Below are 16,269 nucleotides of genomic sequence, written 5' to 3'. Positions count from 1 at the left end.
CCGTCAGTGTGCACAAGGGAGTGCCGATGTGGGGAAGAGCCGGAAAACGTCCTGCCGTGCTTGCGGTTGCGGGGCTCGCGGTCGCCGCCGGGGTCGTGACGTCGACGACGGCGGTGTCGTCCGCGCGTGAGACGAGCGCCGCGTTCGCCTGCCGCGTCACCTACTCGGCCAACGACTGGGGAAGCGGTTTCAGCCTCGCCGTCGGGATCGCCAACGTCGGCGCCGCGGCGGTCGACGGCTGGACGCTGACCTACTCCTACGCCGGGAACCAGACCCTCCAGCAGGGCTGGATGGGCACGTGGACGCAGTCCGGCAAGCGGGTCACCGTGACCAACGCGAGCTGGAACGGCACCATCCCGGCCGGTGGTTCCGTCAACACCGGCGCGAACTTCTCCTACAGCGGCACCAACACCACGCCCACCGACTTCGCGGTCAACGGCGCCGCGTGCACCGGAACGCCGCCGACCACGGCGACGACCCCGATCACGCTCCCGACGACGCCCACCACGACCACGACCACGACGCCGCCGCCGGGTCCGGCGCCCGCGTTGCACGTTTCGGGCAACAAGCTGCTCACCGCCGACGGGAAGACCTACCGGCTGCTCGGCGTCAACCGGGCCAGCGGCGAGTTCGCCTGCGTGCAGGGCAAGGGCATGTGGGACAGCGGCCCGGTCGACCAGGCGTCGGTCGACGCGATGAAGGCGTGGAACATCCACGCGGTGCGGATCCCGCTCAACGAGGACTGCTGGCTCGGCCTGTCCGGCTCGCCCAGCGGCGCCCCCTACCAGCAGGCCGTCAAGGACTACGCGAAACTGCTGGTGGCCAACGGGATCAACCCGATCCTGGACCTGCACTGGACGCACGGCCAGTACACCGGGAACTCCTCCGCCTGCACCGACGTCAACGCGACCTGCCAGAAGCCGATGCCCGACCGGCAGTACACGCCGACGTTCTGGAGCCAGGTCGCGACCGCGTTCAAGGGCGACGACGCCGTGGTGTTCGACCTGTTCAACGAGCCCTACCCGGACGCGGCCGGCGGCTGGTCCGACGCGGCCGCCGAGTGGAAGTGCCTGCGCGACGGCGGCACGTGCACGGGGATCGGCTACCCGGTCGCGGGGATGCAGGAACTGGTCGACGCGGTCCGCGCGACCGGGGCCAAGAACGTGGTGATGACCGCCGGCCTCACCTGGACCAACGACCTCACGCAGTGGCTGGCCTACCGGCCCACCGACCCGGCGGGCAACCTGATGGCGTCCTGGCACTCGTACAACTTCAACGCCTGCGTCACGGTGTCCTGCTGGGACAGCCAGATCGGGACGGTCGCGGCCCAGGTCCCGGTGCAGGCCGGGGAGATCGGCCAGAACAGCTGCGGGCACGACTACATCGACCAGGTGGTGGCCTGGCTGGACGCGCACAACCTCGGGTACACGGCCTGGACGTGGAACCCGTGGGGCTGCAGTGGCGGCAACGTGCTGATCGAGGACTACGCCGGCACGCCCACCAAGACCTACGGCGAGGGCTTCCGGGCCCACCTCCTGACCGTCCACCCGTAACGGCGGTACGCGCGAGCGGGGTGCGGCGGGCGGCGACGCTCGCGGCACCCCGTCGTCCGTGCGAGTCTTCAGGGCGGAAACACCCGCTCGCCTCCACCCGGGAGACTCCATGGGCAAGCTCCTGCTCACCGCGCTGCTGGCGGCCTTCGCGCTGGCGCCGTCGCCGGCCGCCGGCGGGGGCGGTGGCCCGCGGGGCAGTGACCCCTTCGGCCCGGAACTGCGGGCGCGGATCGCGCGGGCGCAGGCCTACGCCGACGGCCGGCCCGGGGTGACCGGGATCGTGCTCCGGGACCGCTGGACCGGCGCCGTCCACCGCAGCCCGGCCGCCGGCACGCTGATCTGGGCCTGCTCGACGCCGAAATTGGCCATGGCCGTCGACCTGCTGCTCCGGGAGGACTCCGGCGCGATCAAGCTGACCGCCGAGGACCGGGACCTGGTGCACCGGATGCTCCATTCCAGTGACGACGCCGCCGCGCACGCGTTGTGGACGCGGTTCGGCGGCGAGGCCGAGTTCGCGCGGCGATTTCCGGCATACGGAATGACCGACATGCGGTTCAGTGATCGCCACCCGCACCACTGGGGCTGGATCCGCACCACGGCGGACGACCTGGACCGGCTGATCGAATACGTCCTGGCCCTGCCGGCGCGCCACCGCGACTACCTGGTCGGGGAACTGCGCACCGTGGACGCGAACCAGCAATGGGGGGTCTGGGGCGCCGGGTCCGCCGCCCGGCCGGGGAACAAGAACGGCTGGTCGGACGACAACGACGACGGTTCCTGGATCATGAACTCCGTCGGTTTCGCGGGGCCGGGCGAGCGGTACACCCTGGCGTTGATGAACGACACCCGGGTGATCTCCGACGGCGATGCGGTCGGCAAGGAGACCACCACGAAGATCGCCGAAATCCTGTTCGGCGGGTATTTCGGCGCCTGAATTCGCGCCCCATTCAGGGGATTCTTGAAGTGAATGGTGTTTATGGGGGCACCGTGCGTAGCCCGCTGTGAGGTCTGTGTATGCTGCCATTCGCTTGACCGGGTGATCACTCACCCGAATCAGTGGCCGCCGTGGTCGGGGTTGGTGATCTCACGCGGCCGTACCGGCGTGGTTCGGTCTCGGATAGGAGATTTATGCAGGTCAGGTCAGCTTTCGTGCGTGGCGGGATCGCGGTGCTCGCCGCGGCTGCCGGTGTCATGGTCAGCGCCCCGTCCGCCCTCGCGGACGGCGCGGCGCGCGGCCGGGTCGACTACGCCACGTCCACCCAGGCCTATCGGGTCAACACCGACCAGGGTGACCCCTTCGCCAAGCTGTTCAGCTTCAAGCTGTCGGACGGCAAGACGCTCAAGCTCTACTGCGTGGAGTTCGGTACCAACGTCCGCGACGACGTCGACATGCTCGAGACGCCCTGGAACAAGTACCCGGACGCCGGCTCGCCGTTCAACAAGAACAGCGCCAAGATCAACTGGGTGCTGCACCACGGCTACCCGGCTCTCGGGCTCGACGCGGTGGCAGCCGAGCTCGCCAAGCAGGGCGTCAAGGTCCACGACGGCCTCTCCGAGTTCGAGGCGATCACCGGGACGCAGGCCGCGGCGTGGCACTTCAGCGACGGCGTGAACCTCGATCTGAAGAAGCCGCTGAAGGAGAGCGACGACGCCAACGCCAACGCCGACGTCTCGGCGCTCTACAGCTACCTCATCGGCGACCAGAACACCGGCATCGGCGCGCAGCCGAAGCCGGCTCTGGACATCGCGGGGCCGAAGACCGAGGGCAAGGCCGGTACCAAGATCGGCCCGTTCCAGGTCGCCACGAACGGTACCGTCACGTCGCTGACCACCGAGCTGCCCGACGGCGTCAAGGTGACCGACGCCGACGGCAAGGAGCTGAAGGCCGCCGACGTCAAGGACGGCAGCAAGCTGTTCCTCGACGTCCCGGCCGGCACCAAGCCGGGCAACGGCTCGTTCTCGCTCAAGGCCACCGGCGAGCTGGACACCGGCCGCCTGTTCGTCGCGGAGAACTACGCGAAGCACCCGGCGCAGTCGCTGATCGTCGCCGACTCGGAGAAGACCGAGGTGGCCGCGAAGGCGACCGCGAGCTGGTCCGAGACGCCCGCTGCCCCGAGCACCACGCCGCCGACCACGCCCGGCGGCGCACCCTCCGGTGGCGGCGAGCTGGCCAACACCGGTGTCGACGCCGCGGTCCCGTTCGGCATCGGCGGCCTGCTGCTCGGCGGCGGCGCGCTGATGCTGCTGGTCAACCGGCGCCGCGGCCGCGCGTGACGCGGTAACGCAATACCACCGGGCGGGGCTGGTCCACAGTGGACCAGCCCCGTTCTGCTGTCCGGTACCCGACGATCGGATTGCGATCATCGGGGCAAAACCGGCGAATCGCGCGTGGCGCGGCTTAAACTTCCGGACCATGCGCGGTACGACGGTTCCGCCCGGAACGCCCTGCCGGCCCCCGCGGCCGGGGGAGCTGCCGATGCACCGGCTGGAGGTGCCCGCCCCGCACAAGCTCCCGTTCGCCGTCGGCACGTTCGACGCGATCGGGCCGCTGTCCCGCGCGGACTTCCCGCACCGGCACACGTTCCACGAGCTCGTCCACGTCACCGGTGGCACCGGCGCGCACGTCGTCGACACCGCGAGCTGGCCGCTGCGGCCGCCGCACTTCGGCGTCATCGCGCCCGGGCAGGTGCACCAGTGGGCCGGCGTCCGGGGCCTCACCGGGCACGTCGTGCTGTTCACCGACGACTTCCTCCTCGACCACCCCGCCGATCGCGAGCTCCTGCGGCGGCTGAGCGAACGGCCGTGGCTGCACCTGGACGGCCACGCCGACGCGCGCGTCGCGCGACTGATCGACGACCTGGAGGACGAATACCGCCGCGGTGGCGAGAGCACCGAGTCGGTGCTGCGGGCGCTGGTGCACGTCCTGGTCGTGCGGGCGGGACGGCTGCTGGGCACGCCGCCGCCCGCACCCGCCGGCGCGGTGGCGGCGGAGTTCGTCCGGCTCACCGGCCGCCCCGGACCGGGGCCGTGGTCGGTGCGCGCGCACGCCGAACGCCTCGGCGTCACCCCCGGCCACCTCACCGAGGCGGTGAAGGCCGCGACCGGCCGCACGGCCGCGCAGCTGCTGCGCGAGGCCCGGACCCGGGAGGCGCAGCGGTTCCTGCTCCGGACGGACCTCACCGTCCGGCAGGTCGCGAGCCGCGTCGGGTTCGCCGACCCGGCCTACTTCTGCCGGTTCTTCCGCCGCGAGACCGGGCTGAGCCCCGGTGACTTCCGGCGCGGCGGGGAGAAGCACCACGACTGACCGATCCAGTCCATCGCCGCCCGCCCGGTGCGCTGCCTACGTTCGAGGGGATCCCCGACCTCCCCACGAGGAGCAGGCATGGACGAAGAGAACAAGCTCAGCCGCAAGACGGTGCTCAAGGCCGCGCTCGCCGCGGGTGTCGCCGCGCCGGTCGCGCTGCTCGGCGGCCCGGCGCTGGCCCGCGCGAACGCCGTCGGCGGCACGGCACCGGAGCTGACGCCGGCGTGCCACGACGACGACGATCCGACGATCGAGCAGACCGAGGGGCCGTACTTCAAGCCGAACTCGCCGGAACGGACCACCCTCGTCACGCCCGGCACCCAGGGCACCCGGCTGACCGTGACCGGCTACGTCTTCGGGCGGGCCTGCCTGCCGGTCGGCCGTGCGCTGCTGGACTTCTGGCAGGCGGACGTCAACGGCGCCTACGACAACGTCGGCTACACCTTCCGCGGGCACCAGTACACCGACGCCCAGGGCGCGTTCACGCTGTCCACGATCGTGCCGGGCCTCTACCCGGGCCGCACCCGGCACATCCACGTGAAGGTGCAGGCACCCGGCCGGCCGGTGCTGACCACGCAGCTCTACTTCCCCGGCGAGCCGCGCAACAACACCGACACGATCTTCGACGCGCGGCTGCTGATGACCGTGCGGGACAACGGCTCCGCGAAGGAAGCGGCCTTCGACTTCGTGCTCGACGTCCCGCAGACGCCGACGTCGACCCGGCCGACGTCGACCAGGCCCACGCCGACCTCGTCCACCCCGCCAAGGGGCACCTCCTGGGCGGTGGGCACCGCGTACGCGGCCGGCGCCCGCGTCACCTACGGCGGCCGCGGTTACGTCTGCCTGCAGGCGCACACCGCGCAGCCCGGCTGGGAACCCCCGGCCGTCCCGGCGCTGTGGCGGGCGGAGTGACGGTTCCCGGCTGATCGGCACCGGCAGGGCCCCGGCCGCATCCCGGGGCCCTGCCGGGCCGCGGGCTGCGCACCTTGGGGGTCGACGCCGGCCCGGCGGCCTGCCAGATTGGGGGCCATGACGATTTCCCTCGACGCCTCGGAGTGGGTCCGGCGCTTCCACCCGGCACCGTCCGCGTCGGCGCGGCTCGTGTGCTTCCCGCACGCCGGGGGATCGGCGAGCTACTTCCACCCCGTTTCGGCGGCGCTCGCGCCCGCGGTGGAGGTACTGGCCGTGCAGTACCCCGGCCGGCAGGACCGGCACACCGAAACCCCGGTGGACGACCTGTTCGTGCTCGCCGACCGGCTGGCGGACGTGCTCGCCCCGGAGATCACCGGACCGGTGGCCTTCTTCGGCCACAGCATGGGCGCCAGCCTGGCCTTCGAGGTCGCGCGGCGGCTCGAAGCGCGGGGCACGAAGCTGCTCACCCTGTTCGTCTCCGGGCGGCGAGGGCCGTCGGCGCACCGCGACGAGCGGATCCACGAGAAGGACGACGAAGCCCTGCTGGCCGAGGTCAAACGGCTCGGCGGCACCGACACGGCGGTGCTGGACGACGAAGACCTCCGCAGCCTCGTGCTGCCCGCGCTGCGCAGCGACTACAAGGCCGCCGAGCTCTACCACTACCGGCCAGGGCCCGACGTCGGCTGCCCGATCGTGGCGCTGGTCGGCGACCAGGACCCGAAGGTCACCGAGGCCGAGGCGCGGCAGTGGGCGGAGCGGACGTCGGGGAGCTTCGAGCTGAAGACGTACCCCGGCGGCCACTTCTACCTGAACGACCAAGCGGCGGCGGTCATCCGGCTGATCGCCGGACGGCTCGCCGGTTGAGCGAGCGGGCGGGGAGGTGGCCCCCGCCCGCCCGCCGGCTCAGCAGTACAGGTTGGCGCCGGGGTCGACGCCGAGGATCGACGTGATCTGGCGGTACTTCGAGACGCGGCTCTCGACCTGGGCCGGGTTGCCGCCGTTGCACTCGATGGAGCCGTTGATGCTGCGGATGGTTTCGCCGAAGCCGCGGCCGTTGACCATGGCGTTGTGCGGGGTCATGGTGCCGGGGCCGCTCTGGGTGTTCCAGTACCAGAGCCCGGTCTTCCAGGCGACGGCCGAGTTCTGTTCGACCTGCCAGGGGTTGCCGAGCAGGTCGATGCCGAGCGCGTCACCGGCGGCCTTGTAGTTGAAGTTCCAGCTGAGCTGGATCGGGCCGCGGCCGTAGTAGGCGGACTGGCCGGCGGGGCAGCCGTAGGGCTGGTTCCAGTCGCAGTAGTGCGGGTAGTTGGCGGTGTTCTGCTCGACGATGTAGACGAGACCACCGGTTTCGTGGTTGACGTTGGCGAGGAAGGCCGCGGCTTCCTGCTTCTTCACGGTGTCGCTGCCGGTGGTGGCGAAGCCGGGGTAGGCCGACAGCGCCGCGGTGAGGCCGCTGTAGGTGTAGAAGGAGTTCCGGCCCGGGAAGATCTGGTTGAACTGCGCTTCGCTCACGACGAAGGCGCCCGGGTTGCCGGGATCGGTGCCGCCGCCGCAGCTGAACGGCTCCCAGTACCAGGTGCTGATGACGGGGTCGTAGCCCGGGTTGGCGTTCTTGGCGCGGTAGTAGCCACCGTTGGTGTACCGCACGATCGCGCCGACGTCGTACCACTGGCCGGCCACCCAGTTCGGGTAGCTGCAGGTGGTACCGCCGCCGCCGTCACAGCTGTAGGGCTCCCAGTACCAGGTGCTGATGACGGGGTCGTAGCCCGGGTTGGCGTTCTTGGCGCGGTAGTAGCCACCGTTGGTGTACCGCACGACGGCGCCGACGTCGTACCACTGGCCCGCCACCCAGTTCGGCGCACTGCACGAGGCGGCGGCCGCCTGCGAAGCATGCCCGGTGACGGCGGGCATGCCGAACACGAGCCCGGCAACGGCGGCAACAGCGGACAGGACCGCGACAAGGCGTCTTCTCAAGACTCGCTCACTCCTTCGGCCACGACAGAACCCGGGCGCGCAGGCGCCCGGTGTCGAAGGTGGGTGTGCTCATCCGGCCGAGACGAACGTGACACCGGTCACTAGAGCAGATTGGTCTAGTCCAGTCAAGGTCGCTCGGGTGCCGCGGGCAAGGGTTGTGCGCGAACGTCCCTTCTCGGGGCGGCGCCTGGAGAACGGGCGGCTCGTGGGGCGGGCGACGCGGCACCGAAGCCGCGTGGCCCGCCCGGCACGTCACCGCGCTTGCGGAATCCTCAGCTGCGCGGCCGGGACGATGTGCAGGATGCGCTGCAACCTCGCCCGGCCCAGCCGGTGGAGCATCTCCCCGAGCTCCTCCGACGCGATGCTCCCCTCGAGGTCGAGCCGCGTCGTCCGGACGACGCGGTCGATCTCCGATGCGGGGAGACGCCCCGCGAACTCCCCGGCCAGCCACACCCCGACCTCATCAACGACGTCGTCCGCCCGGTGGCTCCGTACGGTCATCGCTCTCCTCGTTTCGGATCGCCTTCTTGCCCAGGTCGAAGCCGGGAAATCCCGGTCCGACGCCAGTCCGACGAGCGAGCCGGTGACCCATGACGCCGAATCGGCGAAGTCGGCGGCACAAAAGCGTTCCGTGTTCGCGCGAGTGAAATGCGTGACCACGGCTGTCACTCACATGGGCTGTTCGCCGTCCGAAGTTGTCGGCCGTTCGGGTAGAAAACCGCGGAACTTCGCCGATGGCGCGTCCCGCTCAGGACCCTGGAGGCATCGGGACAGTGCGGGCGTTCTTCACGGGACGCGGAACGGAGACGCGATCCATGGGCCGGTACGACCGGACCGACCTCGGGGCGTACAGCCTGGGGTTGCTCGACGCCGCCGAGACGGCCCGGGTGGAGCGGCACCTCTCGGCGTGCCCGGACTGCCGCCAGGAGGTCCGGGAGTTCGAGGCCGTCCGCGGCATGCTGGACCACCTGGTCGACGTCAAGTCCACTTAGGACGCGCCGGGGAACTGCCGGTCTCCGGGGGCACCGGCCGGCCTCAGCGGCAACCGGTCTGACCTGCGCTGAACCCGCGTACCCCTCAGCGGGAGGCGGCGGCCTTGACGGTCCGCAGCACCGGCGCCGTCTCCAGGGTCCGGATGGCGTCCAGTGCCCCGAGCCGGTGGGTCAGGTAGTGGTGCAGCGCGGCCGCGTCCGGGCAAAGCGCCTGCGCGACCAGGTTCGCCGGGCCCGTCGTCGCGGCGACGAGCGCGAGCTCCGGGTGGGTCGCCAGCGTCCGGGCCACCCGGTCCAGCTTGGCCGGCGCCACCGCCATCCAGAGCAGCGCCTGCGTCGTCGCGCCCAGTGGCTCCGGGGCGATCTCCAGGTCGAAGAACATCGTGCCACCCGCTTGGAGGTCGGCCAGGCGGCGCGCGACGGTCGCCGCGGACCACCCGGTCGCCGTGGCCAGCTCGGCCAGGCCCGCGCGGCCGTCGCGCTGCAGGGCCGCCATCAGGGCGTCATCGTCGGCGGTCAGCGGCTTGCCGGGGCCCGCGTGCACCGGCGTGAGTGCCGCGATCTGGGCCGCGTCGAGGGCGTTCGCCCGGCCGAGCCACGCCGTCGGCCCGCCGAAGTAGCGGTGCAGCAGCTGGTGCGCCGAGACCGCCGTGATGCTCGCCGTGCGCGGGATGTCCCGCAGCAGCAGCGCGTGGTCGCTCGCGGCCGGCGTGTGCACGTTCACGCAGATCTCCGTGCCGCCCGACATCAGCTTGATCCACGCCGTGTCGGCGCGGCGCGCCAGCGCCTGGGCGAGGTCCTGCGCCGTGTGCGGCGTCGCCGTCAGCCGCACCATCCACTCGGCCTGCCCCGCCCGCTGCGGGTCCGGCAGGCCGACGACGCGCAGCGAGGCCTCCGCCCGGAGACGTCGGTAGCGCCGCGCCACCGTCTGCGTCGAGACGCCGAGGACGTCGCCGATCTTCGTGAACGGCGCCCGGCCGTCGAGGTGCAGCGCGTGGATCAGCGCGCGATCGACAGCGTCCAGGGTGGTCATATCCCTCATTCAACCGGATCAAACGGAAGAAATCCGCCAACCAACGCTGATGAGTGGAACGAGCGACGGCCGGGTCGTCAGGGTGGGTGCCGAACGAAAGGAGGCACCCTTGCCGACCATCACGCGTCACCGGCGGCGCTGGGCCGCACTGGCGGTACTGCTCGTCGCCGAGGCGATGAACCTGCTCGACGCCACGATCGTGCAGGTCGCCGGCCCGGCCATCCACGCCGACCTGGGCGGTCCGGCCGCCGGCATCCCGTGGTTCAGCGCGGCCTACACGCTGCCCTTCGCCGTCTTCCTCATCACCGGCGGCCGGCTCGGTGACATCCTCGGCCGGGCGAAGGTCTTCAAGCTCGGCGTCGCGGGCTTCGTGCTCGCGTCCCTGGTGTGCGCGGCCGCCCCGGCCGCTGGGCCGCTGATCGCGGCCCGCGCGGTGCAGGGCGCGGCGGCCGCGCTGATCATCCCGCAGACCATCGGCCTCATCCGCGCCCTCTTCGACGGCGCCGAACTCGCCAGTGCGCTCGGCACCATCGGGCCGGTCATGGGCCTGTCCGCGGTCACCGGCCCGCTGCTCGGAGGGCTGCTGACGCAGGCGGTGTCGTGGCGGGCGGTGTTCCTGGTGAACGTTCCGCTGGGGCTCGCGGTGCTCCTCGCCGCGCGGCTGCTGCGGGAGGATCGGGCCGCCACCCGGCCCCGGCTCGACGTCACCGGCACGCTGCTCGTCGTCGGCGGGGCCGGGCTGCTGGTCTACCCGCTGATCGACCCCGCGGGGACGGACTGGGGCCTGCTCGCGGCCGGGGCCGTGCTGCTGGTCGTGTTCGGCTTCCAGCAGCGCCGCGCGGCCGCGCCGCTGGTCGAGCCGAGCCTGTTCGCCCACCGCGGGTTCCCGGCGGCGCTCGCCGGGTCGCTGCTGTTCTTCGCGGTGATGACCGGCCTGATGCAGGTCGTGCCGATGCAGCTCCAGCTCGGCCTCGGCGCCGACGTCCGCACCGCGGGCTTGACGCTGCTGCCGCTCTCGGCGGGGCTCGCGGTGTCGTCGTTCATCGCCGGCGCCCGGCTGGTGCCGAAGTTCGGCTCACGCGTGATGTACGCCGGGCTGGCCCTCCTGGTGACCGGGGTCCTCGCCATGGAAGCCGGCGGCGTGGGCGCCTACCCGTGGGCGCTGGCGCTGTGCGGGCTCGGGATGGGGACCTTCACGGTGCCGTTCTTCACCGCGGCCCTGAGCCGGGTCCGGCCGCACGAGACCGGCTCGGCCGCCGGGCTGCTCAACGCCGTGCAGCAGCTCGGCGGCACCCTGGGCGTCGCCCTGCTCGGCGGCCTCTACCTCGGTACCGGCACGGCGGCCGCGGCGCTCGGCCTGGGTGCCGCGCTCGCCGTGGCCGCCGCGGTGGCGGTGGTTCCGCTCAACACTCGCCAGGGGGTCGGGGTGGCGGAGCCCCCGGCCCGGGGCGGCGCCCCGGAAACTCAGTAGTCGTCGCGGCCGGTGAACTGCTGCTCCAGCAGTTCGGCCGCGCCGGCGACCAGCTCGAGCGGATCGATGAACTCGTTGATGTCGAGGTTGATCAGCGGCAGCGAGTGCCGGAGCACGACGTGTTCGCCCATCACCGCGATCCCGCCGACCACGATCGCCTCGCCCACCTCGGTCAGCACCTCGAGGAGGTCGACCTCCTCGTGCCGGGCGAACGGCGTGGCGATCTGCACCCAGTCCTCGCGCTGGTCGAGGATCTCGCGGGCGATCACGACGATCTGCGCCCGCTGCTCGGTATCGGGATCGTCACCGAACACCAGGCGGATGCGCAGCTCGTCGGGCTCGTCGCGCACCACCCGGTACGCCTGCCTGATGTAAGCGACCAGATCGCCCCACTCCGCCACGGCTTCTCCGTCCTCGTGCCTGTCCGAGCGCTCAGCGTAGCGATCAGGCGGTGCCGATCCGGTCCAGATCGGCGAGAACGTCGGCGGGCAGTTCGAGATCGGCGGCGGCGAGGTTCTCCCGCAGGTGCCCGGGCGACGACGTCCCGGGGATGAGCAGCATCGACGGCGACCGCTGCAGCAGCCAGGCGAGCGCGACCTGCATCGGCGTGGCACCGAGCCGCGCGGCGCAGTCGTCGAGCAGCCCCGACTGCAGCGGGCTGAACCCGCCGAGCGGGAAGTAGGGCACGAAGGCGATCCCCTCGGCGGCGCACTTGTCGACGAGGTCGTCGTTCTCGCGGTGGGCGAGGTTGTACTGGTTCTGCACGCAGACGACGGGCGCGATCGCCTTCGCTTCGTCGAGCTGCTCGGCGCTGACGTGGCTGACGCCGAGGTGCCGGATCAGCCCCTGCTCGCGCAGTTCGGCGAGCACCCCGAAGGGCTCGGCGAGCGACATCGGCACGGGGTAGTCACCGGCGGCGTTGCTCAGCCGCAGGTTGACGACGTCGAGCGCGTCGACACCGAGGTTGCGCAGGTTGTCGTGCACGGCCTCGGTGAGGTCCGCGGCCGAGAGCGCGGGCGGCCAGCCCTTGTCCGCGCTCCGCCGCGCCCCCACCTTCGTCACGATGACGAGCGATTCGGGGTAGGGGTGCAGGGCTTCCTTGATCAGGGCGTTCACGGTGTGGGGGCCGTAGTAGTCACTGGTGTCGAGGTGGGTGACCCCGCGGTCGACGGCTTCCCGCAGCACGGCGACGGCGGTGTCGTGGTCCTTCGGCGGCCCCCACACGCCAGGGCCGGCCAGTTGCATGGCGCCGTAACCCATGCGGGTCACCGAAAGTTCGCCGCCGAGGGTGAAGGTGCCGCCGAGGTTCGCCATGCCGCTCCTTGCTCCGGGTGTCGTCGCGGGAAAGTCTAGCCGCGTTCGGCTTCCCCTTTTTGTCGGTGGTAACCGGTAGCGTGGAAATCGGGGGCTTCTCACGTCGCCACGCTGCTGTTTCCCTTGTGTCACAAGGAAAATCTCCTCCGGAATTCCTCGGCGAGGTTCACCCGATTCAGCGGTGACCTTCGAACTCGTGTTCGGTACCGTCGTTGGTGTGACTGCGATGATTCCTTCCACACAACCGAAAACGCCCCCGTCGGCCGAGAGTTCACCGCTCTTCCATCAGCCGGGCAAGACGATCCCAGGCCGGCGAAGACCCGCCGGGCAAGGACTGCGCGGCCAACCGCGCCATGTCCGGGTTGCCGGCCGCGGCGGATTCCGGTCGCTCGGCGAACCAGTTCCGCGTGCGTTCCGCGAGGCCGGGCAGGCGCGGATCATCCGGCGGCCAGTCGTAAGCAGCGTCGTGCTCGACGCAAAGGGCCCGGAATTCGGCGTCGGCCAACAGATCCCGCTTCTCGGCGATCCACCGGGCGGCGTCCTCGGGCGAGGCGGTCTGCATGAGGATCCAGCCGTCGCGTTCCAGGCGCAGGTGGCGCTCGCTGACCCCGAGCTCGCGCAGGTCGTCCAGGTAGGCGGCGACTTCCGGGGAGACGAAGAGCCGGTCGCCGCCGCGCAGCTGGGCGAGCTGGCCGCGGGTCCGCCGCAGCTGCGCGATGCGCTCCTCGAGGTCGTCGTCGATTTCGGCGATGGCGGTGGCGAGCGTGGCCTCGTCGGCGTCGAGGAGGTCCTTGATCCGGGCCAGCGGCACCCCCGCGGCGGCCAGCGTCCGGATCTTGACCAGGTCGATGGCGTGCTGCGCGGTGTAGCGCCGGTAGCCCGACGAGTCGCGGCCGGGCTCGGCGAGCAGGCCGCGCTCGTGGTAGTGCCGCACGGCTTTGACGGTCACCCCGGCGTAGTCCGCGAGCCGGCCGATCGTGATCATGCGCGCATCCTTCCAGTGCACCGGTCAGACCCGCCGGGTCAGGCGGCCGCCGCCGTTGCGGAAGAGCGCCCGGCCGTCGCGGAGGTCGTGGTAGGAGACGAGCAGGAGCCGGAGGTAGCCGTCGAACGTCTCCGGCGGGTAGCCGGCGGGCGCGAAGAGCCCCGGGCGGATCGGCACGTAGTGCTGCGGTGGCGCGGAGGTCGTCCCGCCGGCGAACGCGGTGAAAATCCGCTCCTGCGCCTCGTCCGCCGGCTCGTACGTCATCCGCTCTTCAAGCCGGCCGTCGACGGCGCTGACGTCGATGCGGAGCTGGTCGGAGCGGTAGGTGCCCACGTAGGGCGCGAGGTCGACGTCCGGCGCCGGCTCGGTGAGCACGGCAGGCACCGGAACTCCGAGGTGGTCGCGCAGGAGCAGTTGCAGGATCCGGTCCTGCAGCACGATGGCGCCGGGAGTGTTGCCGAAGGCCGTGAAGACCAGGTCGTGCCCGGGCACGACGCACAGGATGGCCACGCCACCGGGCGACGCACCCGACATGGCCAGCACGGTCGTGCCGCCGAACGGGTACCGGACCCAGCCCAGGCCCATCGGCGGGACGTTCGGCGTCGCCATGTCGTGCGACACCCGCTGCATCAGCGCGACCGACCCGGCCGAGAGGACACGGGCACCGGCGGGCGACACCCCGCCCGCGAGGTGGGTGCGCCCGAACGCGAGCAGGTCGGTGACGGTGCCGATCGGCGTGCCACCGGCCGGCCCCCAGGTGTCGGGCAGCATGAACATGTCCGTCGGCCGGGCCGTCATGGTGGCCGGGTCCGGGAAGTGGCCGATCGCGGTACCGCGCAGGATGGCCTGGGCGGCCGAGGTGCCGGAGTCCTTCATGCCGGCGGGCGCGTAGACGTCGCGGGCCAGCAGCTCCGGGAAGCTCACGCCGGTCACCACTTCCAGCAGCCGGCCCGCGACGATCATGCCGCCGTTGGAGTAGCTGAGCTGCTCGCCGGGCTCGAAGAGGGTGCCGCAGCTGTTCGCCAGGCCCGCCACGTACGTCTTCAGGGCGTCGCGGCCCGATGCGCCGGGGAAGTAGAGGTCCGCATCGATGCCGTTGGTGTGCGAGATCAGGTGCCGGACGAGGATCCGGTCCGCCGCGCCGGGCGTGCGCAGGGCGAATTCCGGGAGGTACTTCACGACCGGCGCGTCGAGGTCCAGGCGCCCGCGTTCGACCTGCTGGAGGACCAGCGTGGTGGTCAGGACCTTGGTCACCGAGCCGAAGAGGAATCCGGTGTCCTCGCGCATCGGGGCCTCGGTGGTGGTGTTCGCGGTGCCGTGGGCCAAGACGATCTGTTCGCCCGCGTGGTGGATGCCGGCGACGAACCCGGGGATGTGGTCGGCTTCGCAGCGGGCGGCGATCTCTTCGCGGATCCGGGCTTCGATGGTGTGCAGGGCGTTCTCGGTCATGCGAACCATCGTCGAACCCTCCCCCTGGGGCAGGGTCAAGCCGGCGGTCCCGGAACTTCAGCAGAGACCCTTGCCCCGGAGCACCCGGGTGACCGACTCCTGTACCCGCGGCTTCGGCAGCTCGCCGGTCTGCACGGCCTTCACCAGCCGGTCCAGCACCTCGTCCACCCGGCCCCCGGAGGACCACAACGCCTCGTCCGAGCCGGCCTGCAGGGCCTTCAGCACCGCTTCCGGCAGCGGGTACTGCGCGGTGATCGCCTTCATCGCCCCGAGGTCGTCCGTCACGACCGGGCCGGTGAACGCGAACTCGCCGCGCAGCAGCTGGTACGCCGCCGGCGAAAGGGACGCCGGGAGGCCGCCGGTCAGATCCGGCACGTCGAGGTGGCCGACCATCACCGCGACCGGGCCGTAGTCGGCCAGGTCGCGGTACGGCACCAGGTCGAGCGCGCGCAGCTTGTCGAGCGGCGGCGTGACCACCGTGCCCTTGTGGGAGTCGCCCGAGCCGTGGCCGTGGCCGGGGAAGTGCTTCAGCACCGGCTGGACACCCCCGTCGCGAAGGCCCTCCGCAAACGCTTTCGCGTACGTCTTCACCCGGGCCGGGTCCGGGCTGAACGACCGGTCGCCGATCACGTCGTCGTCCGGGGCGCCCGTGACGTCGGTGTCCGGGGCGAAGTCCACCGTCACCCCGCGGGCACGCAGCTGGCGGCCTCGCTCGGCGGCCAGCGCGCGGACCTCGGCGGGCGACTTCGTGGCGGCCATCGTCCGGGCCGAGGGCAGGTCGCCGTCGAGGTCGTCGATGCGCTGGACGCGGCCGCCTTCCTCGTCGACCGACACCGCCACCGGCACCCGGGCCACGGCCTGGACCGCGGCCAGGGAGCGATCTTTCAACAACGCTGTTGCGTTACCCCCGATGAAGATCCCGCCGACCTGGTGATCGCGGACCAGCGACACTGTGGCCGCCGGGTCGTCGCCGGAGACGCCCACGACGACCAGCTGCGCGACCTGGGCGCGGAGGTCGAGCCCGCCGACCAGCGGGGCGCAGTCGTCCGGCCGATCGAGACGTGAGGTGGGGACGGACGGAGTGGGAGGAGGAGCCGCCGGCGGAGGAACGGCCCGATCGGAGGTCAGCGGCACCGCCAGCCCGGACACGATCCGGGGTTGCAGGCCCGCGACCAGCAGACACCCGGCCACGATGGAGAACGCCACCCCGAGGGCGGCAAGACTTCGGCGGTTCATCGGTCCCTTCACTCGTCGGTGTGTCCCCACGACCGTAGTCGACGGC

16 protein-coding genes are annotated in these 16,269 nt (G+C 71.7%); 8 read left to right on the top strand and 8 right to left on the bottom strand.

Annotation, left to right across the window (positions count from 1 at the left end):
- Nucleotides 1-56: 56 nt before the first annotated feature.
- From QRY02_RS30205 to QRY02_RS30180, 6 genes are all read left to right on the top strand, one after another.
- The gene (locus QRY02_RS30205) at nt 57-1,553 is read left to right on the top strand and encodes a cellulase family glycosylhydrolase (RefSeq protein ID WP_285986221.1); all 1,497 of its coding nucleotides are present in this window, start codon (nt 57-59) and stop codon (nt 1,551-1,553) included.
- A gap of 109 nt (nt 1,554-1,662) precedes the next feature.
- The gene (locus QRY02_RS30200) at nt 1,663-2,487 is read left to right on the top strand and encodes a serine hydrolase (protein ID WP_285986220.1); all 825 of its coding nucleotides are present in this window, start codon (nt 1,663-1,665) and stop codon (nt 2,485-2,487) included.
- A gap of 194 nt (nt 2,488-2,681) precedes the next feature.
- Entirely contained in the window at nt 2,682-3,827 is a 1,146-nt protein-coding gene (locus tag QRY02_RS30195; RefSeq protein WP_502874141.1) for a thioester domain-containing protein, read from the top strand.
- A 202-nt stretch (nt 3,828-4,029) separates the two neighbouring features.
- The gene (locus QRY02_RS30190; RefSeq protein ID WP_285986218.1) at nt 4,030-4,857 is read left to right on the top strand and encodes an AraC family transcriptional regulator; all 828 of its coding nucleotides are present in this window, start codon (nt 4,030-4,032) and stop codon (nt 4,855-4,857) included.
- Between the two features lie 78 nt (nt 4,858-4,935).
- Nucleotides 4,936-5,769: a dioxygenase family protein gene (locus tag QRY02_RS30185; RefSeq protein ID WP_285986217.1), complete on the top strand. Its 834-nt coding sequence runs from the start codon at nt 4,936-4,938 to the stop codon at nt 5,767-5,769.
- A gap of 117 nt (nt 5,770-5,886) precedes the next feature.
- Nucleotides 5,887-6,633, top strand: coding sequence for a thioesterase II family protein (locus QRY02_RS30180; RefSeq protein WP_285986216.1), 747 nt, complete (start codon nt 5,887-5,889; stop codon nt 6,631-6,633).
- Nucleotides 6,634-6,672: 39 nt separating this feature from the next.
- Here QRY02_RS30180 and QRY02_RS30175 read toward each other — a convergent pair whose 3' ends face one another.
- Both QRY02_RS30175 and QRY02_RS30170 read right to left on the bottom strand, forming a co-directional pair.
- Nucleotides 6,673-7,689 carry a glycoside hydrolase family 19 protein gene (locus QRY02_RS30175; protein WP_285993952.1) on the bottom strand — a complete coding sequence of 339 codons (1,017 nt, stop codon included), beginning with the start codon at nt 7,687-7,689 and terminating at the stop codon, nt 6,673-6,675.
- A 306-nt stretch (nt 7,690-7,995) separates the two neighbouring features.
- A complete protein-coding gene (locus tag QRY02_RS30170) occupies nt 7,996-8,244 on the bottom strand; it encodes a hypothetical protein (RefSeq protein ID WP_285986215.1) in 249 nt (82 codons plus the stop codon).
- Between the two features lie 314 nt (nt 8,245-8,558).
- Here QRY02_RS30170 and QRY02_RS30165 point away from each other — a divergent pair, with 314 nt between their 5' ends.
- On the top strand, nt 8,559-8,735 hold the full coding sequence (locus QRY02_RS30165) for a zf-HC2 domain-containing protein (protein ID WP_103336984.1): 177 nt from the start codon (nt 8,559-8,561) through the stop codon (nt 8,733-8,735).
- Nucleotides 8,736-8,820: 85 nt separating this feature from the next.
- On the opposite strand, the gene QRY02_RS30160 is transcribed toward QRY02_RS30165, so the two are convergent.
- Nucleotides 8,821-9,768 carry an Lrp/AsnC family transcriptional regulator gene (locus tag QRY02_RS30160; protein WP_285986214.1) on the bottom strand — a complete coding sequence of 316 codons (948 nt, stop codon included), beginning with the start codon at nt 9,766-9,768 and terminating at the stop codon, nt 8,821-8,823.
- A 109-nt stretch (nt 9,769-9,877) separates the two neighbouring features.
- Here QRY02_RS30160 and QRY02_RS30155 point away from each other — a divergent pair, with 109 nt between their 5' ends.
- Nucleotides 9,878-11,239 (top strand): MFS transporter, encoded by a 1,362-nt coding sequence (locus QRY02_RS30155; RefSeq protein WP_285986213.1) that lies wholly within the window; start codon nt 9,878-9,880, stop codon nt 11,237-11,239.
- On the opposite strand, the gene QRY02_RS30150 is transcribed toward QRY02_RS30155, so the two are convergent.
- The 5 genes from QRY02_RS30150 to QRY02_RS30130 all read right to left on the bottom strand — a co-directional run bounded on the left by QRY02_RS30150 (nt 11,233) and on the right by QRY02_RS30130 (nt 16,223).
- Nucleotides 11,233-11,640, bottom strand: coding sequence for a hypothetical protein (locus tag QRY02_RS30150; protein ID WP_285986212.1), 408 nt, complete (start codon nt 11,638-11,640; stop codon nt 11,233-11,235). The genes QRY02_RS30155 and QRY02_RS30150 overlap by 7 nt on opposite strands.
- A 43-nt stretch (nt 11,641-11,683) precedes the next feature.
- Nucleotides 11,684-12,553 (bottom strand): oxidoreductase, encoded by an 870-nt coding sequence (locus QRY02_RS30145; protein WP_285986211.1) that lies wholly within the window; start codon nt 12,551-12,553, stop codon nt 11,684-11,686.
- A 271-nt stretch (nt 12,554-12,824) separates the two neighbouring features.
- On the bottom strand, nt 12,825-13,538 hold the full coding sequence (locus QRY02_RS30140) for a MerR family transcriptional regulator (RefSeq protein WP_285986210.1): 714 nt from the start codon (nt 13,536-13,538) through the stop codon (nt 12,825-12,827).
- Between the two features lie 24 nt (nt 13,539-13,562).
- Nucleotides 13,563-14,987 (bottom strand): serine hydrolase domain-containing protein, encoded by a 1,425-nt coding sequence (locus tag QRY02_RS30135; protein ID WP_285986209.1) that lies wholly within the window; start codon nt 14,985-14,987, stop codon nt 13,563-13,565.
- A gap of 57 nt (nt 14,988-15,044) precedes the next feature.
- Nucleotides 15,045-16,223, bottom strand: coding sequence for a glycoside hydrolase family 3 N-terminal domain-containing protein (locus tag QRY02_RS30130; protein WP_502874140.1), 1,179 nt, complete (start codon nt 16,221-16,223; stop codon nt 15,045-15,047).
- Nucleotides 16,224-16,269: the final 46 nt, after the last annotated feature.

The sequence above is a fragment of the Amycolatopsis sp. DG1A-15b genome (assembly GCF_030285645.1).
In the GTDB taxonomy this organism is placed as follows: Bacteria; Actinomycetota; Actinomycetes; order Mycobacteriales; family Pseudonocardiaceae; genus Amycolatopsis.
This window is presented reverse-complemented; position numbering and strand designations above follow the sequence as displayed.

Excerpts from the sequence above, each read along its gene's own strand:
- QRY02_RS30200 (WP_285986220.1), top strand. The coding sequence starts at position 1,663 with ATGGGCAAGCTCCTGCTCACCGCGCTGCTGGCGGCCTTCGCGCTGGCG.
- QRY02_RS30195 (WP_502874141.1), top strand. The coding sequence starts at position 2,682 with ATGCAGGTCAGGTCAGCTTTCGTGCGTGGCGGGATCGCGGTGCTCGCC.
- QRY02_RS30190 (WP_285986218.1), top strand. The coding sequence starts at position 4,030 with ATGCACCGGCTGGAGGTGCCCGCCCCGCACAAGCTCCCGTTCGCCGTC.
- QRY02_RS30185 (WP_285986217.1), top strand. The coding sequence starts at position 4,936 with ATGGACGAAGAGAACAAGCTCAGCCGCAAGACGGTGCTCAAGGCCGCG.
- QRY02_RS30180 (WP_285986216.1), top strand. The coding sequence starts at position 5,887 with ATGACGATTTCCCTCGACGCCTCGGAGTGGGTCCGGCGCTTCCACCCG.
- QRY02_RS30170 (WP_285986215.1), bottom strand. The coding sequence starts at position 8,244 with ATGACCGTACGGAGCCACCGGGCGGACGACGTCGTTGATGAGGTCGGG.
- QRY02_RS30165 (WP_103336984.1), top strand. The coding sequence starts at position 8,559 with ATGGGCCGGTACGACCGGACCGACCTCGGGGCGTACAGCCTGGGGTTG.
- QRY02_RS30160 (WP_285986214.1), bottom strand. The coding sequence starts at position 9,768 with ATGACCACCCTGGACGCTGTCGATCGCGCGCTGATCCACGCGCTGCAC.
- QRY02_RS30145 (WP_285986211.1), bottom strand. The coding sequence starts at position 12,553 with ATGGCGAACCTCGGCGGCACCTTCACCCTCGGCGGCGAACTTTCGGTG.
- QRY02_RS30140 (WP_285986210.1), bottom strand. The coding sequence starts at position 13,538 with ATGATCACGATCGGCCGGCTCGCGGACTACGCCGGGGTGACCGTCAAA.
- QRY02_RS30135 (WP_285986209.1), bottom strand. The coding sequence starts at position 14,987 with ATGACCGAGAACGCCCTGCACACCATCGAAGCCCGGATCCGCGAAGAG.
- QRY02_RS30130 (WP_502874140.1), bottom strand. The coding sequence starts at position 16,223 with ATGAACCGCCGAAGTCTTGCCGCCCTCGGGGTGGCGTTCTCCATCGTG.